Below are 16,988 nucleotides of genomic sequence, written 5' to 3'. Positions count from 1 at the left end.
GCGTTCAGGCCGCGTCCCATTGCGGCGAGAGCCCCTCGGGCTTCAGCACGCGGCCATCCGGCACCGCCAGAGCATGGATCGCGGCCATCTCCGCCGCGTCGAGCGAAAAGTCGAAGATCGCCGCGTTCTCCTGGGCCCGGCTCTCGCTCACGGTCTTCGACAGCGCCACGACGTCGGGCTGCTGCACCAGCCAGCGCAGCACGATCTGGGCGATGCTGCGGCCGTGACGGGCGGCGATCTCCGCCAGCAGGGGATCGGCGAAGACCTTTCCGTCCGCCATCGCGTAATAGGCCGTGAGCGCGAGGCCAGCCTCGCGCATCGCCGAAAGCAGCCGGTTCTGGTCGAGATAGGGATGATATTCGACCTGGTTGGTCACCAGCGGCGCGGCACTCAACGCCCGCGCCTGTGCCAGAAGCGCGATGGTGTAGTTGCTGACACCGATATGGCGCGTCTTGCCGGCCTCACGTGCGGCGTTGAGCGCGCCGATCTGCTCGGCCAGCGGAACCGTGCCGTTGGGCCAGTGCAGCAGCAGGAGATCGACATGGTCGGTCCTGAGCTTCGCCAGGCTTTCATCGACCGAGGCGATGAAGCGATCGGGCGCGAAATGATCGATCCAGACCTTGGTGGTCAGGAAGACATCGGCCCTCTTCACGCCGCTGCCGGCGATCGCCTCGCCGACGGCTGCCTCGTTGCGGTAGATCTGGGCCGTGTCGACATGGCGGAAGCCCAGCCGCAGCGCCGCCGGCACCATCCGCAGCACGTGCCTGGCCTCCATCCGGAAGGTGCCGAAGCCCAGCGCGGGGATCGAGGCCCCGTTGGCAGTGATGGTCGCCATGTCGCTCTCCGCAGCCGGCCGGAACGGCGGCCGCTTCACCGCTAGCATGCCGGCTGCGCCCGGCGGTGGTTGTTTGCGCCGCCGGCTTATTCCCGCCGGGGCCTTATAATCGGGGGTTGCCTTCCCCATGTGCAAATCACGGTCGTCGAGAGCAAGCCGCCATTGCGGTTCCGCTGCTCCGGTACGACCAGCCTCGAGACACTATCGGTCCTGCTGAAGCTCCTTTCCGGAGCCGATGGCGCGTGCTCGCGCGGTCGGCCGGCGTTCTGCGCCGGCCTTGCCCGCTGTCCGCTGGCGTCGTCTGCCCGGATTGGCTGGCCGCGCATGGCCTATCCAAGATCTTTTACGGTTCTCGGTTCCAAAGGAAATACCGCGTTGATCGCTTATCTTGTTCTGGTTCATCGTTACCCTGCGCAGTTCAAGCGCATGTTCAAGTCGATCTACGATCCCGCCAATCACTATCTGATCCATATCGACAAGAATTCGGGGCCGGAACTGGAAGCCGATATTCGCCGCTTTCTGCGAGGTTTTCCCAACTCCGCGATCCTCGAAGGGCGCCGCGCGCTCTGGGGCGGCTACAGCCTCGTCGACGCGGAACTGCGCGGGATGGCACAATTGCTCGAGATGGGCGCCGACTGGGAATTCATCATCAATCTGAGCGGCCAGGATTATCCGCTGAAGAGCCAGGACGAGATCACGACCTTCCTGAAGCGCAATCGCGGCAAGGAGTTCATCAAGGTCCTCGACCAGGCCAAGATGCGGCCCGATACGATGAAGCGCGTGGGTCGCTATGTCATCGAGTTCGAGAAGCGCATTCTGCGGACGCCGTTCTCGCGCTCGTTCCTGTCCGGCGTCTCGCCCTATATCGGCAACCAGTGGATGATCGTCAGCCGGCGCTTCTGCGAGTTCGTCTGCCACGATCCCAAAGCCGAGCGCTACAAGGCCTTCTACAAGAACACCTTCATCGCCGATGAAGGCTTCTTCCAGACCGTGATGATGAACACCGCCGACCATGGCGAGATCGTCAGCGACGATCAGCGCCTGATCGACTGGGTGCCCGACGGCGACATCAAGCTGCGCCCGCGCACCTATGGTGCCGAGGATGCACAGGAGCTCCTGGCGAGCCATTGTCTCTTCGCCCGCAAGTTCGACGCTATGGTCGACGACGACATCCTCGACATCCTCGATGACCGCCTGCGCGCCGACGACCTGCCCGAGCTTGTCGTGGCCACGCCGCGCAAGCCCGCCCCGATCCATATCTCGCTGCCGGTCACCCAGGCGGCGATCCTGGCGTCCTGATCATCAGTCGCGAAACGAGGACATCATGGCACTCAATTTTCCCAATCCCGTCCGCAGCTTCGATGCCGGACGCTCCTGCGTCAGCTTCTGGGGCTCGGACGCCTCGCTGGAGATCGCCTTCCAGATCGAGATCGACGCCCTGCGCAAGCTCGGTGCAAATATCGGCGATGGCGAGGCGCAGATGCTCGCGACTTTCGACAGCCATCGCGACGCCATCCTGAATGCGGCCGCGACGGCCTATGGCCGCCGCAAGGCGAGCTATCACCGCATCACCGCGGCCGATATCTCAGGGAAGGGCTGAAGAGATGGCGCGCAAGTCCTACAAGGTCGGCGACATGGTCAACCTGACCGCCGGCTTCCACAATCAGGTTCGCCCCGGCCCCTTCGAGATCACGCGGCTGATGCCGCCGCGCGACAACAAGGAAGAACAATACCGCGTCCGTGGCCCCGACGGCATGGAACGCGCCGTCGGCCATCACGAGATCGAGGAGGAGATTCCGCTGCCGGGCGGGACGCCGGGCTGAAACGAGGGAGGCGTTCCCCGAGCCCTCGTCTGTCGGGATGCAAGGCCTGGATGAGGCGTCCCGGCATGACGCGGTGGTTTCGGGCTCGCGCCGCATGCTCTATAGTCCAGAGGCTCTAATCGCCGACCGACGATGGAAGCGGACCCTTGCCATGCCTCTGCTCAGCGCTGCGCAGTCCACTCTGGTGATCGTCGATTTTCAGGCGCGGCTGATGCCCGCGATCCATGATGGTGCCCGTATTCTGGCCAATGCCAGGCGGCTGGCGGACGCGGCCGGCATGCTGTCGGTGCCGATCCTGATGACCGAGCAGAATCCGGCCGGTCTGGGCAATACGGTGGCAGAGCTCTCCGGAGCCGGCCCGGTCATCGCCAAGATGAGCTTCGATGCCTGTGCCGAGTCCGCCTTTCTCGATGCGCTCGCGGGCGACGGCGATCTCGTGCTCTGCGGCTGCGAAACGCATGTCTGTCTGGGCCAGAGCGCGCTTTCGCTTCTGGAGCACAAGCGCCGCGTCGTCGTGGTGCAGGATGCGGTCGGCTCGCGCCTGCCGGAGTCGAAGGACGTTGCCCTGCGCCGCATGGAGTGCCACGGTGCCGAGATCGTCACGACCGAGATGGTGCTCTTCGAGTGGCTGCGGAGCGCGACCCACCCGCGCTTCCGCGAGGTGCTGAAGCTGGTCAAGCAAGACGGCCTATAGCGGCTTCTTGATCCATTTCGCGATGACGCCGACGATTCCCTCGCGGAAGGTCATGACGCAGATCACGAAGATGACGCCCTGGACGACCAGCACCCAGGATCCGAGGCTGGCGAGATAGTTCTGCATGGAGACGATGACGGCGGCGCCGACGATCGGCCCGAACACGGTCCCCAGACCTCCGACCAGCGTCATCAGCACGACCTCGCCCGACATCGTCCAGTAGACGTCGGTCAGCGAGGCCAGCTGGAAGACGATCGCCTTGGTCGAGCCGGCGAGCCCCGCCAGCATCGCCGAGAGCACGAAGACCGCGAGTTTGTACTGGTTGGCGCGGTAGCCCAGCGAGATCGCGCGCGGTTCGTTGTCGCGGATCGCCTTGCAGACCTGGCCGAAGGGCGAGTGGATGATGCGGTAGATCGCCAGCACGCCCGCCATGAAGATCGCCGCCACCAGCCAGTACAGCGTGCGGTCGTCGGAAAGGTCGATCAGCCCGAAGAGCCGGCCGCGCGGCACGGCCTGGATGCCGTCCTCGCCGCCGGTGAAGCGCGGCGTCTGCAGCGAGAAGAAGAACACCATCTGCGCCAGCGCCAGCGTGATCATGGCGAAGTAGATGCCCTGCCGCCTGATCGCCAGCGCACCGAAGACGAGCCCGAGCATGCCAGAGACCGCCGTGCCGAGCAGGATCGCGAGTTCCGGCGTCAGGCCCCAGTTCTTGGCCGTGTAGGCGCAGACATAGCTCGCCATGCCGAAATAGGCGGCATGTCCGAAGGAGAGCAGCCCCCCGTAGCCGAGCAGCAGGTTGAAGGCGAGCGCAAACAGCGCAAAGCACAAAACCTTCATGACGAAGACCGGATAGGCGACGAAGGGCGCGATCACGAGCACGACGGCGATCCCGATCATGATGGCGCGGTGCAGCCGCTGCGTGCCCTGGTCGGTCTCAGCCGGGATCAGCGCGGCGGCGGGAGTGTCGATGGTGGCGATATCGGCCATGGTCAAATCCTCGTCTCGGGGCGGCGAGCGGCCATCACGCGGCCCGTCCGAACAGGCCGGCGGGCCGCACCAGCAGCACCAGCACCATGATGATGAAGATCACCGTCGCCGAGCCTTCCGGGTAAAACACCTTGGTCAGGCCCTCGATTAGCCCCAGCGAGAAGCCGGTGACGATCGCGCCCAGGATCGAGCCCATGCCGCCGATCACCACCACCGCGAAGACGACGATGATCAGGTCGGCGCCCATATTGGGATTGACCGAATAGATCGGCGCGGCCAGCACGCCGGCAAAGCCCGCCAGCGCCACGCCGAAGCCGTAGGTCAGCGTCACCAGCAGCGGCACGTTGATGCCGAACGCCTGGGTCAGGGTCGGGTTCTCGGTCGCGGCCCGCAGATAGGCGCCGAGCTTGGTCTTCTCGATCAGGAACCAGGTCGACAGGCACACCACGAGCGAGGCGACGACGACCCAGCCGCGGTACCAGGGCAGGAACATGAAGCCGAGATTGATGCCGCCGCGCAGCTCGGCGGGGATCTGGTAGGGCAGGCCCGATGAGCCGTAACTGTTGCGAAACAGCCCCTGGATGATCAGCGCCAGGCCGAAGGTCAAAAGCAGCCCGTAGAGATGGTCGACATGGGCGATGCGCTTGAGCAGCAGCCGCTCGATGACGACGCCGGTCGCGCCCACGATCAGCGGCGCCAGCAGCAGCGCCGCCCAGTAGTTGATGCCGAGATAGTTCAGGCACATCCAGGCGACGAAGGCGCCCATCATGTACTGCGCGCCATGGCTGAAATTGATGATGTTGAGCAGCCCGAAGATCACCGCCAGCCCGAGGCTGAGGATGGCATAGAACGAGCCGTTGATCAGGCCCAGAAGGACCTGCCCGAACAGGGCTTGCGGGGGAATGCCGAGGAGTTCGAACATGCGGGGCTCAGATCATCTCGATTGGATCAGCAGTCAGTCTTGCCAGCGTCCTGGCCGCGTCATGGTCGGGCTAGACCCGACCATCTCGGAAACCAGAGACCTCTGGTCATGAGATTCTCGGGGCAAGCCCGAGAATGACGCGCCTTGGATGGTCGCAAGACACGCCGCGCGAAACCGATGCGCGACGTGTCCAAGCGCTCACTTCTTGACGAGCGGGCACTCGCTTTCGGCGAGCGGGCGGAAGGCCTGCTCGGCCGGCAGCACGGCGAGCTGCTTGTAGTAGTCCCACGGACCCTTCGAGTCGGCCGGCTTCTTGACCTCGAACAGATACATGTCGTGCATCTTGCGGCCATCGGCACGCACCGAGCCCTTGCCGAACAGCGGATCGTCGGTCGGCAGCTCCTTCATCTTGGCCATGACGGCGGCCGAGTCCTTGCTTTTGGCCGCCTCGACAGCCTTGAGATAGTGCAGCATGCCGGAATAGACGCCGGCCTGCACCATGGTCGGCTTCTTGCCGCCATTGGCCTTGGAGAACCGCTCGGACCAGGCGCGGGTGCCGTCATTGGTGTCCCAGTAGAACGATTCCGTCAGCACCAGCCCTTGCGCCGTCGGCAGGCCGAGCGAGTGAACGTCGGTGAGGAAGACGAGGAGGCCTCCGAGCTTCTGGCCGCCGGCTGTGATGCCGAACTCGCCCGCCTGCTTGATCGAGTTGATCGTGTCGCCGCCGGCATTGGCCAGCCCGATCACCTTGGCCTTCGAGGCTTGCGCCTGCAGCAGGAAGGAGGAGAAGTCGGTGCCGGGGAAGGGGGTCCGCACAGCACCCAGGACCTTGCCGCCGTTCTTGGTGACGACGGCCGAGGCATCGCGCTCGAGCGCATGGCCGAAGGCGTAGTCCGCGGTGAGGAAGAACCAGGTGTCGCCGCCGGCCTTCACCATGGCGCCGCCCGTGCCCTGGGCCAGCGCATAGGTGTCGTAGGTCCAGTGGACCGTGTTGGGCGTGCAGGCCTTGCCGGTCAGGTCGGAGGCGGCTGCGCCCGAGTTGATGTGGATCTTGTTCTTGTCCTTGGTGATCTGGCTGACCGCCAGCGCCACCGAGGAGGTCGGCACGTCGAGGATCAGGTCCACGCCGTCCTGGTCGTACCAGGTGCGGGCGATGGTCGAGCCGACATCGGGTTTGTTCTGGTGGTCGGCCGAGACGATCTCGACCTTGATGCCCTTGTCGGCCGCCTTGAAGTCTTCGACCGCCATCTTGGCGGCGATGACCGAGCCCTCGCCGGACAAATCGGCATAGAGGCCGGAGCGGTCGTTGAGGACGCCTGCCTTGACGCTGATCTGCTGGGCGAGTGCCGGGCCGGTCATCAGCGCGCAGAGCGCGGTTGTTGTCAGAAACGTCTTGAGCTTCATGTGGTCTCTCCCTGGAATGGCGTCTTTTCGACGTGCTGTCCGATATGGATCGGATTGGGGGTCTCTTGGATTCAGACCCCGAGATAGCCGTGCAGCTTGCCGATATTGGCGTCGAGCTGGTCGTTCTCGATCATGTCGATGACCCGGCCCTGCTCGACGACATAATGCCGGTCGGCGACGGTGGCGGCAAAGCGGAAGTTCTGCTCGACGAGGATGATGGTGTAGCCATCTTGCTTCAACCTGCGGATCGTCGCGCCGATCTGGTCGATGATGACGGGCGCCAGTCCTTCGGTTGGCTCGTCCAGCAGCAGGAAATGCGCGCCGGTGCGCAGGATGCGCCCGATCGCCAGCATCTGCTGCTCGCCGCCGGAGAGCTTGGTGCCCTGGCTCTTGAGCCGCTCCTTGATGTTGGGGAACAACGTGAAGATCTGCTCCAGCGAGAGCCCGCCCGGCCGCACGCGCGGCGGCAGCATCAGGTTCTCCTCGACGCTGAGCGAGGCGTAGATGCCGCGCTCCTCGGGCACATAGCCGATGCCGAGCCGGGCGATCGCGCGCGAGGGCAGATTGATCGTCTCCGCGCCCTCCAGCACGACCGAACCCTTGCGCTTGCCGATCACGCCCATGATCGATTTCAGCGTCGTGGTCTTGCCGGCGCCGTTGCGGCCGAGCAGCGTCACCACCTCGCCCGGCGCCACGTCGAAATCGATCCCATGCAACACATGCGATTCGCCGTACCAGGCCTCGAGCCCGCGCACCTTCAGCATCGGCGCTATGGTCGCGGCTTTCGCCGGAGAGGGCGCGGCCTCAGTGAGCATGGCCGACTCCCGAACCGATATAGGCTTCGATCACGCGCGGGTCCTTCGAGACATGGGCATAGTCGCCCTCGGCCAGTACCTGCCCGCGCGCCAGCACGGTGATGTGGTCGCAAAGCGAGGCGACGACGGAGAGGTTGTGCTCGACCATCAGGATGGTGCGGTTCTGCGAGACCTTGCGGATCAGCGCCTCGATGCGCTCGACATCCTCGCGGCCCATGCCCGCCATCGGCTCGTCGAGGAGCATCATCTCGGGGTCGAGCGCCAGGGTCGTTGCGATCTCGAGCGCGCGCTTGCGGCCATAGGAGAGCTCGACCGCCGGCAACTCGGCGAAGGCGGACAGGCCGACCGCCTCGACCAGGCGCAAGGCCTCATCGTCGAGCGGCTTCAGCTCGCTTTCGGAGCGCCAGAAATCGAACGAATCGCCGCGCTTGCGCTGCAGCGCGATCCGGACATTGGTCTTGACGCTGAGCTGCGGGAACACCGCCGAGATCTGGAACGAGCGCACCAGCCCGAGCCTGGCGATCTCGGCCGGCTTCTCACGGGTGATGTCGCGACCATTATAGACGATAGTGCCCTTCGTCGGCGGAAGAAACTTGGTCAGGAGGTTGAAGCAGGTCGTCTTTCCGGCGCCGTTGGGGCCGATCAACGCATGAATCGTGCCGCGTTTGACCTTCAGGTCAACGCCTTTGACGGCCGTGAAGCCCCCGAAGTCCTTGGTTAATCCCGAGGTCGATAAAATAACGTCCTCAGTCATGCATATCGCTTACGGTTGTCATCTTGTTCTTTCTTGTTTTTGCTCGTCTCCCTTGTATGGTATGCTGCACCGCGCTCACGGCACGAGTCAACGCCGCAACGGCGCCAAACGGCCTTGTGAAGCCTCGCTTATCCCTTGGTCGTAGACCGGGCTGTGCCGCGTGCGCGTCTCATGCAAATGCATGACGCGGCCGCCATGCCGGCAGCCTATCTGCTGTATCATGCAGGACGGCTCGACACGTCGGGATGAACGATAGGGAAGCTCGATGACCGTTGGAAAAGCCGGTTTACGTGCCGGGGCGGTTTCGGGTAATGTATCGGACTGTTTCTTGGCTATCGTTTGTCTTTCCTGTGACGGCATCCGCTGATCGCATAGTTCCGCCCATGCGCGATCGGCTTCAAGGCAGTGGCGGCAGGACAGGAGGATACCGTGACCTTCGCCTCTCTGGGTTTGGCGTTTCGCGCCCGCATCACCGCTGCCCGCGCAACCGCCGCCCGCGCATGTGCGCTGGGCGCCGTCGCGGCGATGGTCGGTGTCGCCGTGATGGCTTCGGTGCTGCCAGCGCAGGCTGCGCCTGATCGCCGCGTCGCGCTGGTCATTGGCAACAGCGCATATACAGCCGTGCCGCGGCTCGCGAACCCGCAGCGCGATGCCACCGCCATCTCCGCATCGCTGAAGCGCCTCGGCTTCGAGGTCGTCGAGGGTTACGACCTGAAGATGGACGAGATGACCGGCATCGTCCGCGAATTCGCCCAGAAGCTCGACGGCGCCAAGGCCGGCGTCGTCTATTATGCCGGCCACGGCATCGCTGTCGGCGACGAGAATTATCTGATTCCCGTCGATGCCTCGCTCAAGTCGGAGGCCGATCTCGACTTCCGGGCCGTCAACGTCCAGCTCATCCTGCGCCAGATGCAGCGCGACGAGCGCGTCAACATCCTCATTCTCGACGCCTGCCGCGATAATCCCTTCACGACGCAGCTTGCCGCCAAGTCCCGCTCCGTGGCGCGTGGCCTGACCGCGATCGACACCCAGACGGCCTCGGGCATCCTGATCGCCTTCGCGACCGACCCGCGCTCGACCGCGCTCGACGGCGAGAAGGACGGCAACAGCCCCTTCACCTCGGCGCTGCTCAAGCATATCGAGACGCCCGAAGTGTCGATCACCACGGTGATGGACCGGGTGCGCGCCGATGTGTGGGAGAACACCGGCAAGAAGCAGAAGCCCTGGACCAACTCCTCCATCATCGGCGAGTTCAAGATGAACCCGACGCTGAAGCTCGCCGCCGTCGATCCGTCGGTGACGATCAAGGCGATCGATGGCGCCGTGCCGGTGCCGACGACGCCCGCGCCGGTCAATCTCGACCGTGCCCAGATGGACGTGCGGATGTGGGAGACGGCCGAGCGCGGCAATTCGCCGGGCGACTACAAGGCCTATCTCGAAGCCTTCCCGACCGGACAGTTCGCCGCCTTCGCCAAGAACCGCCTGGCGCGGCTGGAGCCTGTCGCGGTCGCGGCCCTGCCCGCCGCAGCGGCCGGCGCCGCCGCGGCTGTGGCCGGTGGCGCTGCCATCGCTGCCCTGCCGTCGTCGCGTGAGACCGGCAAGGCGATCGCCGACGAGGCGATGAAGACCGAGATCGGCAGTGCCGAGACGGAGAAGGAACTCAAGCTCTCGGCCGCCGAGCGCCGCGAGTTGCAGAAGCGCCTGACGCTCTCGGGCTTCAAGCCCGGCAAGCTCAGCGCCAATTTCGGGCCGAGCCAGCGCGCCGCCATCAAGGAATGGCAGACCACGCGCGGCGCCGCCTCGACCGGCTTCTTCGCGCCGATGCAGGTCAAGGCGCTGCGTGCCCAGAGCGAGCCCGCCTACCAGCGTGCGCTCGCCGAGGAGGCCAAGCCCGTGACCCGCACCCGCACGGTCCGCGAGCCGTCCGAGCCCCGCGCCCGCGGCGTCGCCTATGAGCGCGATCCGGTGATCCGCCGCGACCTCGCCCGCGAGCGCGCCGGACAGGGCTCGGGTGCCGGAAGCGCGGCCGGCGCGGCCGTGTTCGGGGGCGTCGTCGGCGGCGTCCTCGGCGGTGTCCTCGGCGGACGCTTCCGCCGCTGACGCCAGGCGCCTCCCTGTCGGGGACATCAAGAGCCGGCTCCATGCGGGGCCGGTTTTCCCGTATCGTCGAACGGCTAGTTGCCACCGAGCCGCCGGCTCGGCTAGTGCTGTAGTGAGCCGTCCGGCGACGTCATTTCAGCGGCAGAGGCGATGCGATGAAGAAGGTTTTTCCTGACGCGACGGCGGCACTCGCCGGCGCCATCAAGGACGGCATGACGATCATGGCCGGCGGCTTCGGCCTCTGCGGGATTCCCGACGTGCTGATCGAGGCGGTGCGAGAGAGCGGCGCGAAGGGCCTGACCTTCGTTTCCAACAATGCCGGCATCGACGGCGCCGGCCTCGGCATCCTGCTCGAGACCCGGCAGATCCGGAAGATGATCTCGTCTTATGTCGGCGAGAACAAGCTCTTCGCCGAACTCTATCTCTCAGGCCAGCTTGAGCTCGAATTCACGCCCCAGGGCACGCTGGCTGAGCGCATTCGCGCCGGTGGCGCCGGCATACCGGCCTTCTTCACCAAGACCGGCGTCGGCACGCTGGTGGCCGAAGGCAAGGAGGAGCGCGAGTTCGATGGCGAGCGCTACATCATGGAGCGCGGGATCTTCGCCGACATTTCCCTGGTTCATGCCTGGAAGGGCGACACCGAGGGCAACCTCGTCTACCGGAAGACCGCGCGCAACTTCAATCCGATGATGGCCTCGGCCTCGCGCATGACCATCGCCCAGGTGGAGAATCTGGTCGAGGCCGGCGAGATCGATCCGGATCAGATGCACACGCCCGGCATCTTCGTGAAGCGCCTCGTGCACACGCCCCAGAGCGTCAAGCGCATCGAGCAGCGCACCGTCCGCAAGCGCGCGGCCTAGAGCGCGCTTTCCGTTTGGTCGGGACGACCGGGCGATCGGAATTCGCGCAAGATCAGAGTTCGCGCAAGACAAGATTCTTCGGAGAGATCAGATGCCCTGGACGCGTGAACAAATGGCGGCCCGCGCCGCCAAGGAACTGAAGGACGGCTTCTACGTCAATCTCGGCATCGGCATCCCCACGCTGGTTTCGAACTACATTCCCGACGGCATTTCGGTGCAGCTCCAGTCGGAGAACGGCATGCTCGGCATGGGGCCGTTTCCCTATGAGGGCGACGAGGATCCCGATCTGATCAACGCCGGCAAGCAGACCATCACCGCCCTGCCGACGACGAGCTATTTCTCCTCGGCCGACTCCTTCGGCATGATCCGCGGCGGCCATATCGACCTCTCCATCCTCGGCGCCATGCAGGTTGCGGAGAACGGTGACCTCGCCAACTGGATGATCCCCGGCAAGATGGTGAAGGGCATGGGCGGCGCCATGGACCTCGTCGCCGGCGTCAAGAAGGTCGTCGTGGTGATGGAACACGTCGCCAAGAACAAGGACGGCACCGAATCGCCGAAGCTGCTCAAGGCCTGCGACCTGCCGCTGACCGGCGCCGGCGTGGTCGACATGGTGATTACCGATCTCGGCGTCTTCAAGATCGACGAGAATGGCGGCGGCATGACCCTGATCGAGCTGGCCGACGGCGTGACGCTCGACGAGATCAAGGGCAAGACGGAAGCCGCGTTCAAGGTCGCTGTCTAGTCGTCAGATAGCGGCGCGTTTTGCAGAAAACGCGCCGTCGTCCCGGGCTTGACCCGGGACCCATTCCGGAACCTCACCGAGCAGCGCTTCGGAATGGATCCCGGATCTCCGCTTCGCTCCGTCCGGGATGACGGGCGCTTTTGCTGAACCGAAGCAAGCGCTACCGCCCGCGCTCCCAGCCCGCGCGCACCAGCTCCGGCACCTCGCTATCCGCTTCCGGCCAGCCGACGCAGAGCCAGGCGATCAGCTTCCACTCAGCCGGCACGCCCAGCGCCGTGCGCACGACCTCCGGCTCGACGATCGAGACCCAGCCGACACCGACGCCGGCAACCCGTGCCGCCAGCCAGAACTGCGTGATCGCGGCGACGACCGAATAGTCCAGCATTTCCGGCATCGTCTTGCGGCCGAGCCCATGGCCCTGAGCCGTGCCATGGTCGCAGAACACCGCGATCTGCTCGGGCGCCTCGCGCAGCCCTTCCAGCTTCAGGCTGGCATAAAGCCGTGCCCGCTCGCCCTCATAATCCCCGAGCGCATCCGCATTGCAGCGCGCGAAGCTCGCCTGCACCGCCTCGCGCTGAGCCGCGTCGGTCACCCGCACCCAGCGCCAGGGCTGCGAATGCCCGACGGAGGGGGAAAGCTCGGCCTGCGCCAGCAGCGCCTCGATGAGCCCTTCAGGCAGGGCTTCGCGCCGGAACCGCCGGACATCGCGCCGCCAGGCCAGCAGTTCGGCGAACTGCGCCGCGAAGGCCTCGTCGAAGCGGGGAGGGGACGTCCCGCTCACCCCGCCACCGCGATCGCATGGAAGAACGAACCTGTGACATGCCCACGCCGGCTGCCGGCGGGCACCGGCGCCGAGCCATGCGGGTCGGTCACCATCGCCAATGGCCGGTCCTCGCCTTGCGCGACGATCGTGGCGTAGTGGAACTCGTGGCCTGTGAGTCCCGCGTCGGCGGGCCCGAGCGGGCCGTCCTCTTCCAGGATCGCGCGGCGATATCCGAGAGTCATCTTGCGCCTGGCGAAGCTGGTCTCGACGGAGAGCAGCCCCGCCATCGCATGCGAGGTGCCATCGGCATCGACGAGCGTCCGCCCGAGCACCATGTAGCCGCCGCACTCGCCATGCACCGGACGGCTCCCGGCGAAGGCGCGCAGCCCCGCCATGAAGCGCGTTGCCGATGCGAGCGTCCCGGCATGCAGCTCGGGATAGCCGCCGGGGAGCCAGCAGGCGTCGCACCCGTCAGGCGGCGCCTCGTCCGCCAGCGGCGAGAACGGCACCAGTTCGGCGTCCGCCGCCAGCCAGCCGGCCTCGACATGGGGATAGACGAAGCTGAAGGCGGCATCGCGTGCGATGGCGATCCGCCGCCCCGGCGCCGGCAGGAGCGCGGCCCGCGCGCCCGCAAGCGGCAGACGCGTCTCTCCCGCCGCCGAAATCACCGCATCGAGATCCACCGCAGCGGTCACCGCATCCGCCAGCGCGTCGAGCCTTGCGTGCAGATCGGCCGTCTCGCCGGCCTGGACCAGCCCGAGATGGCGTTCGGGCAGGATCAGGCTGGCCTCCCGCGCCAGCGCGCCGAGCACGGGCAAGCCGATGCGCTCCATCCCCTGTGCGACCAGCCGCCGATGCCGCTCGCTCGCGACCTTGTTGAGGATGACCCCGGCGATCCGGATGCGCGGGTCGTAGAGCTTGCAGCCGAGAGCGATGGCCGCAGCCGACTGCGCCTGGCCCGAAACGTCGATCACCAGCACGACCGGCCAGCCCAGCAGCGCGGCGATGTCGGCGCTGGCACCGGTGTGACCCTCCGGCCCCGGCACGGCATCGAACAGCCCCATCGAACCCTCGGCGATGACGATGTCGGTGTTGCGCGCTGCCTCGCCCGCGATCTGTCCGAGCAGCGTGTCGGGCATCGCGAAGGAATCGAGATTGGCGCTGGGCGCACCTGTCGCCGCGGCATGAAAGGCGGGGTCGATATAATCGGGCCCGCATTTCAGCCCACGCACGGTCAGCCCGCGCCGGGTCAGCGCGCGCTGGAGGCCCAGCGTGATCGTGGTCTTGCCCGAGCCGGAGCGCGGCGCGGCGATGATGAGGCCGGGCGCGGTCATGGACGGGCTCCGGAAGCGCCGCGCCAACTCCCTCCCCCCGCTTGCGGTGGGGAGGGTTGGGGTGGGGGGCAGTGCCGCTCGGCTCGACCGACGGGAACAGAGCTCCGGCTTTCCGGCCCCCCATCCCTAGCCCTTCCCCACCGCAAGCGGGGGGAAGGGGATTGTGTTGCGCCCGCCAGGACTGTCATACCCCGCCCCCCGGCCGGAAGCGGCGGTCATAATCGGTGGAATAGAGCGCGCTCTCGCCGAAATCCTCGGCCGCCAGCGCCGGTCCGATGAGGATCAGCGCGGTGCGTTCCAGGCCTGAGTCCCGCACCAGTCCGGCGATCGTGGCCAGTGTCCCACGCAGCACGCGCTCGTCCGGCCAGGAGGCCCGGAAGACGATCGCGACCGGGCATTCCGCGCCATAGAACGGCGTCAACTCGGCCACGACCGTGTCGATGACATGGATCGAGAGATGCACGGCCAGCGTCGTCCCTGAAGCCGCGAAGGTCGAAAGCGTCTCCTTCGGCGGCATCGCCGAGGCGCGCCCCGAGGTCCGCGTCAGCACGAGCGATTGAGCGACGCCCGGCAGGGTCAGCTCGCGCTCTAGCGTCGCGGCAGCGGCCGCGAAGGCCGGCACGCCCGGCGTCACGCTGTAGGGGATGGCGAGCGCATCGAGCCGGCGCATCTGCTCTCCCGTGGCGCTCCAGATCGAGAGATCGCCGGAATGCAGCCGCGCGACATCCTGCCCAGCCGCATGCGCGGCCTGCATCTGCGCGATGATCGCATCCAGATCGAGCGGGGCGGTGTCAATGATGCGTGCGCCGTCTGGGCACCAGTCGAGCATCGCCTTCGGGATCAGCGATCCCGCATAGAGGCAGACCGGACAGGCACCGATGAGGTCGCGCCCGCGCAACGTGATCAAATCGGGCGCGCCGGGGCCGGCGCCGATGAAATGGACGGTCATGAAGGAGCCTGCTCGATGGGCCGCAACATTGTCTTTCCGGGGCAGGCCGCAGGCCTGAACCCGGAACCCACGACCGGGTGAGCGATGTCACAACGCGACGCTGAAGGGCTGATCCCAGTCGTGGGTTCCGGGTTCTTCGCTTCGCGAAGCCCCGGAAAGATAACGGTGGTCGCGTTCCTCATAAGGCTGCCCTGGCCAATGCACAGGTGACGCGGGCGGTCGTGATGCGTGGCTGCACCAGCGTCCCGCCCGGCCCGGCTGCGGCGAGAGCGGCGGCTTCCGCGACCGATCCCACACCGTAGAGCGAGGCGATCCGGGTCGAGCGCGTGGCGCAGGCCGCCTCGAACCCCTTCAGCGCCTCGTCGGGCACGAAGACGATCTCGGCCTCCCGGCTGGCGGCGGCGGCGGCGAGCCCCGGTTCGCCGATCCGGCTCGACAGCGTCGCGAGGCGCGGCGTGCCTTCGCCGGAAAGCCCGGCGATGGCCAGCGCCTCGTCGAGGCAGGCCAGGATGTCGGCCTCGCTGGTGCCGGGGCGCAGGCCCAGACCCGCGACGAGACGTCCGGTCATCGGATCAAATTCCCGTAGATCTCGCCCTCGCCGTCATCCCGGACGCAGCGAAGCGGAGATCCGGGATCCATTCCTGAACCGTTCCGGAATGGGTCCCGGGTCTCCCTTCGGTCGCCCGGGACGACCGGGCGCAGGTGGCACGGACGATGAAAATTCACGGCTTCTCGACCCGCCACTGCGTCACCGGCATCGCCGGGCGCCAGCCATGCATCCTGCCGACGGGCGCGAGACGGTCGATCGAAATGCGCCGCAGCGAGCCGCCATGCAGCGCATGCAGCGCCACGAGCTTCGCCTCGCCCTCGATCGTCACGACATTGGCGACGAGCCGGCCGCCCGGCTTCAGCGCAGCCCAGGCGCCCTCGAACAATCCGTCCACCGTCAAGCCGCCGCCGATGAAGACGGCGTCCGGTGCCGGGCGCCCCGCGAAGCCCTCCGGCGCTGCGCCGGCGACCTCGACCGAAAGCCCGCCGAGCTCGACCTTGTTGCGGGTGATCCGATGGGCGCGCTCTGGCTTGGCCTCGAAGGCGATGGCCCGGTTGCGGACATGGCGCTGGCACCATTCGACCGAGATCGAGCCCGAACCGGCCCCAACATCCCAGAGCAGTTCGCCGCCGCGCGGCGCGAGCGCCGACAGGGTGATGGCGCGGATTTCCGATTTGGTGATCTGCCCGTCATGGGCGAACCAGTCTTCGTCCAGCCCGGGCGCCAGCGGCAAGATGCGCGACTCGCGTCCGGCCGCGACATCGACCGCGATCATGTTGAGCGGCACGATGTCGTCGAAGGCAAAGGCGTCGGCGCGGGTCTCGCGCACGCGCTCCTGCGGGCCGCCGAGATGCTCCATCACCACGATGCGGCTGGCGCCGAGCCCGCGCGCGCTCATCAGTTCGGCAACGGCGCGCGGCGTCGTCTCGTCCCATGAGAGGGCGAGGATGCGCGCGCCAGGCTGCAGATGCGGCACGATCCGGAAAAGCGTGCGGCCATGCAGCGAGACCAGCGCGCATTCCTCCTGCGGCCAGCGCATCCGCGTGCAGGCCATCGCGAAGGAGGAGATCTGCGGGATGATCCGCATCTCCGACGCGGGAATCGCCTTGGTCAGCCCGGCGCCGATGCCGTAATGGAAGGGATCGCTGGTCGCCAGCACGCAGACCTTGCGGCCGCGTTCGGCGAGGATCGCCGGCAGGGCGTTGCGGAAGGGCTGCGGCCAGGTCCGCGCCTCGCCTGGAACGGTCCCGACCAGCGCGATGTGGCGTTCGCCGCCGAAGACGATCTCGGCCTCGTCGAGCGCCGCCAGCGCCTCGGGCGAGAGCCCGGCGCGGCCATCCTCCCCGAGCCCGACCAGAGCGAGCCAGGGGGAGGGCGCGGCCATTGTTTCAGGCGCGACGCGTTCTTCTCCCTCCCCCCGCTTGCGGTGGGGAGGGTTGGGGTGGGGGGCAGT

The 16,988-nt window shown here is 66.7% G+C and carries 18 protein-coding genes; 7 read left to right on the top strand and 11 right to left on the bottom strand.

Annotated features, from left to right (window positions below):
• Window positions 1–4 precede the first annotated feature (4 nt).
• Window positions 5–835 (bottom strand): aldo/keto reductase, encoded by an 831-nt coding sequence (locus AE618_RS16305; RefSeq protein ID WP_054210136.1) that lies wholly within the window; start codon window positions 833–835, stop codon window positions 5–7.
• Between the two features lie 375 nt (window positions 836–1,210).
• Between AE618_RS16305 and AE618_RS16300 the strand changes: the two genes are divergently transcribed.
• From AE618_RS16300 to AE618_RS16285, 4 genes are all read left to right on the top strand, one after another.
• Complete coding sequence (locus AE618_RS16300) at window positions 1,211–2,134, top strand: beta-1,6-N-acetylglucosaminyltransferase (protein WP_197280807.1); 924 nt, start codon at window positions 1,211–1,213, stop codon at window positions 2,132–2,134.
• Window positions 2,135–2,159: 25 nt separating this feature from the next.
• Window positions 2,160–2,435, top strand: coding sequence for a DUF1488 domain-containing protein (locus AE618_RS16295; RefSeq protein WP_082365331.1), 276 nt, complete (start codon window positions 2,160–2,162; stop codon window positions 2,433–2,435).
• 4 nt (window positions 2,436–2,439) lie between these two features.
• Window positions 2,440–2,658: a hypothetical protein gene (locus AE618_RS16290; protein WP_054210135.1), complete on the top strand. Its 219-nt coding sequence runs from the start codon at window positions 2,440–2,442 to the stop codon at window positions 2,656–2,658.
• A gap of 151 nt (window positions 2,659–2,809) precedes the next feature.
• Window positions 2,810–3,352 carry an isochorismatase family protein gene (locus AE618_RS16285; protein WP_054210134.1) on the top strand — a complete coding sequence of 181 codons (543 nt, stop codon included), beginning with the start codon at window positions 2,810–2,812 and terminating at the stop codon, window positions 3,350–3,352.
• Here the strand turns inward: AE618_RS16285 and AE618_RS16280 are convergent.
• The 5 genes from AE618_RS16280 to AE618_RS16260 form a co-directional block, all read right to left on the bottom strand.
• Window positions 3,347–4,339, bottom strand: coding sequence for a branched-chain amino acid ABC transporter permease (locus tag AE618_RS16280; protein ID WP_054210133.1), 993 nt, complete (start codon window positions 4,337–4,339; stop codon window positions 3,347–3,349). The two genes, AE618_RS16285 and AE618_RS16280, sit on opposite strands and share 6 nt — an antisense overlap.
• Before the next feature lie 34 nt (window positions 4,340–4,373).
• A complete protein-coding gene (locus AE618_RS16275) occupies window positions 4,374–5,261 on the bottom strand; it encodes a branched-chain amino acid ABC transporter permease (protein WP_054210132.1) in 888 nt (295 codons plus the stop codon).
• A gap of 198 nt (window positions 5,262–5,459) precedes the next feature.
• Entirely contained in the window at window positions 5,460–6,665 is a 1,206-nt protein-coding gene (locus AE618_RS16270; protein WP_054210131.1) for an ABC transporter substrate-binding protein, read from the bottom strand.
• 71 nt (window positions 6,666–6,736) lie between these two features.
• Window positions 6,737–7,480, bottom strand: coding sequence for an ABC transporter ATP-binding protein (locus tag AE618_RS16265; protein WP_054210130.1), 744 nt, complete (start codon window positions 7,478–7,480; stop codon window positions 6,737–6,739).
• Complete coding sequence (locus AE618_RS16260) at window positions 7,470–8,234, bottom strand: ABC transporter ATP-binding protein (RefSeq protein ID WP_054210129.1); 765 nt, start codon at window positions 8,232–8,234, stop codon at window positions 7,470–7,472. The genes AE618_RS16265 and AE618_RS16260 overlap by 11 nt, the downstream gene beginning before the upstream one ends.
• A 429-nt stretch (window positions 8,235–8,663) precedes the next feature.
• On the opposite strand from AE618_RS16260, the gene AE618_RS16255 reads away from it, so the two are divergent.
• From AE618_RS16255 to AE618_RS16245, 3 genes are all read left to right on the top strand, one after another.
• A complete protein-coding gene (locus AE618_RS16255) occupies window positions 8,664–10,334 on the top strand; it encodes a caspase family protein (RefSeq protein ID WP_054210128.1) in 1,671 nt (556 codons plus the stop codon).
• Between the two features lie 155 nt (window positions 10,335–10,489).
• Complete coding sequence (locus AE618_RS16250; RefSeq protein ID WP_054210127.1) at window positions 10,490–11,194, top strand: CoA transferase subunit A; 705 nt, start codon at window positions 10,490–10,492, stop codon at window positions 11,192–11,194.
• A gap of 91 nt (window positions 11,195–11,285) precedes the next feature.
• The gene (locus AE618_RS16245; RefSeq protein WP_054210126.1) at window positions 11,286–11,939 is read left to right on the top strand and encodes a 3-oxoacid CoA-transferase subunit B; all 654 of its coding nucleotides are present in this window, start codon (window positions 11,286–11,288) and stop codon (window positions 11,937–11,939) included.
• 160 nt (window positions 11,940–12,099) lie between these two features.
• On the opposite strand, the gene bluB is transcribed toward AE618_RS16245, so the two are convergent.
• From bluB to AE618_RS16220, 5 genes are all read right to left on the bottom strand, one after another.
• Window positions 12,100–12,720, bottom strand: coding sequence for a 5,6-dimethylbenzimidazole synthase (gene bluB / locus AE618_RS16240; protein ID WP_054210125.1), 621 nt, complete (start codon window positions 12,718–12,720; stop codon window positions 12,100–12,102).
• Window positions 12,717–14,036 (bottom strand): cobyrinate a,c-diamide synthase, encoded by a 1,320-nt coding sequence (locus tag AE618_RS16235; protein ID WP_054210124.1) that lies wholly within the window; start codon window positions 14,034–14,036, stop codon window positions 12,717–12,719. The genes bluB and AE618_RS16235 overlap by 4 nt, the downstream gene beginning before the upstream one ends.
• Before the next feature lie 184 nt (window positions 14,037–14,220).
• Entirely contained in the window at window positions 14,221–14,985 is a 765-nt protein-coding gene (gene cobM, locus AE618_RS16230) for a precorrin-4 C(11)-methyltransferase (protein WP_054210123.1), read from the bottom strand.
• Between the two features lie 178 nt (window positions 14,986–15,163).
• Window positions 15,164–15,553: a cobalamin biosynthesis protein gene (locus tag AE618_RS16225; protein WP_054210122.1), complete on the bottom strand. Its 390-nt coding sequence runs from the start codon at window positions 15,551–15,553 to the stop codon at window positions 15,164–15,166.
• 154 nt (window positions 15,554–15,707) lie between these two features.
• Window positions 15,708–16,919 carry a bifunctional cobalt-precorrin-7 (C(5))-methyltransferase/cobalt-precorrin-6B (C(15))-methyltransferase gene (locus AE618_RS16220; RefSeq protein WP_054210121.1) on the bottom strand — a complete coding sequence of 404 codons (1,212 nt, stop codon included), beginning with the start codon at window positions 16,917–16,919 and terminating at the stop codon, window positions 15,708–15,710.
• Window positions 16,920–16,988: the final 69 nt, after the last annotated feature.

The organism is Allobosea vaviloviae (genome assembly GCF_001298265.1).
GTDB classification, from domain to species: domain Bacteria; phylum Pseudomonadota; class Alphaproteobacteria; order Rhizobiales; family Beijerinckiaceae; genus Allobosea; species Allobosea vaviloviae_B.
The sequence above is the reverse complement of the archived record's forward strand: the minus strand, read 5'-3'. Positions and strand labels throughout refer to the sequence as shown.

Excerpts from the sequence above, each read along its gene's own strand:
- cobM (WP_054210123.1), bottom strand. The coding sequence starts at position 14,985 with ATGACCGTCCATTTCATCGGCGCCGGCCCCGGCGCGCCCGATTTGATC.
- AE618_RS16265 (WP_054210130.1), bottom strand. The coding sequence starts at position 7,480 with ATGCTCACTGAGGCCGCGCCCTCTCCGGCGAAAGCCGCGACCATAGCG.
- AE618_RS16285 (WP_054210134.1), top strand. The coding sequence starts at position 2,810 with ATGCCTCTGCTCAGCGCTGCGCAGTCCACTCTGGTGATCGTCGATTTT.
- AE618_RS16270 (WP_054210131.1), bottom strand. The coding sequence starts at position 6,665 with ATGAAGCTCAAGACGTTTCTGACAACAACCGCGCTCTGCGCGCTGATG.
- AE618_RS16295 (WP_082365331.1), top strand. The coding sequence starts at position 2,160 with ATGGCACTCAATTTTCCCAATCCCGTCCGCAGCTTCGATGCCGGACGC.
- AE618_RS16305 (WP_054210136.1), bottom strand. The coding sequence starts at position 835 with ATGGCGACCATCACTGCCAACGGGGCCTCGATCCCCGCGCTGGGCTTC.
- AE618_RS16280 (WP_054210133.1), bottom strand. The coding sequence starts at position 4,339 with ATGGCCGATATCGCCACCATCGACACTCCCGCCGCCGCGCTGATCCCG.
- AE618_RS16245 (WP_054210126.1), top strand. The coding sequence starts at position 11,286 with ATGCCCTGGACGCGTGAACAAATGGCGGCCCGCGCCGCCAAGGAACTG.
- AE618_RS16220 (WP_054210121.1), bottom strand. The coding sequence starts at position 16,919 with ATGGCCGCGCCCTCCCCCTGGCTCGCTCTGGTCGGGCTCGGGGAGGAT.
- AE618_RS16275 (WP_054210132.1), bottom strand. The coding sequence starts at position 5,261 with ATGTTCGAACTCCTCGGCATTCCCCCGCAAGCCCTGTTCGGGCAGGTC.
- AE618_RS16225 (WP_054210122.1), bottom strand. The coding sequence starts at position 15,553 with ATGACCGGACGTCTCGTCGCGGGTCTGGGCCTGCGCCCCGGCACCAGC.
- AE618_RS16250 (WP_054210127.1), top strand. The coding sequence starts at position 10,490 with ATGAAGAAGGTTTTTCCTGACGCGACGGCGGCACTCGCCGGCGCCATC.
- AE618_RS16260 (WP_054210129.1), bottom strand. The coding sequence starts at position 8,234 with ATGACTGAGGACGTTATTTTATCGACCTCGGGATTAACCAAGGACTTC.
- AE618_RS16290 (WP_054210135.1), top strand. The coding sequence starts at position 2,440 with ATGGCGCGCAAGTCCTACAAGGTCGGCGACATGGTCAACCTGACCGCC.
- AE618_RS16235 (WP_054210124.1), bottom strand. The coding sequence starts at position 14,036 with ATGACCGCGCCCGGCCTCATCATCGCCGCGCCGCGCTCCGGCTCGGGC.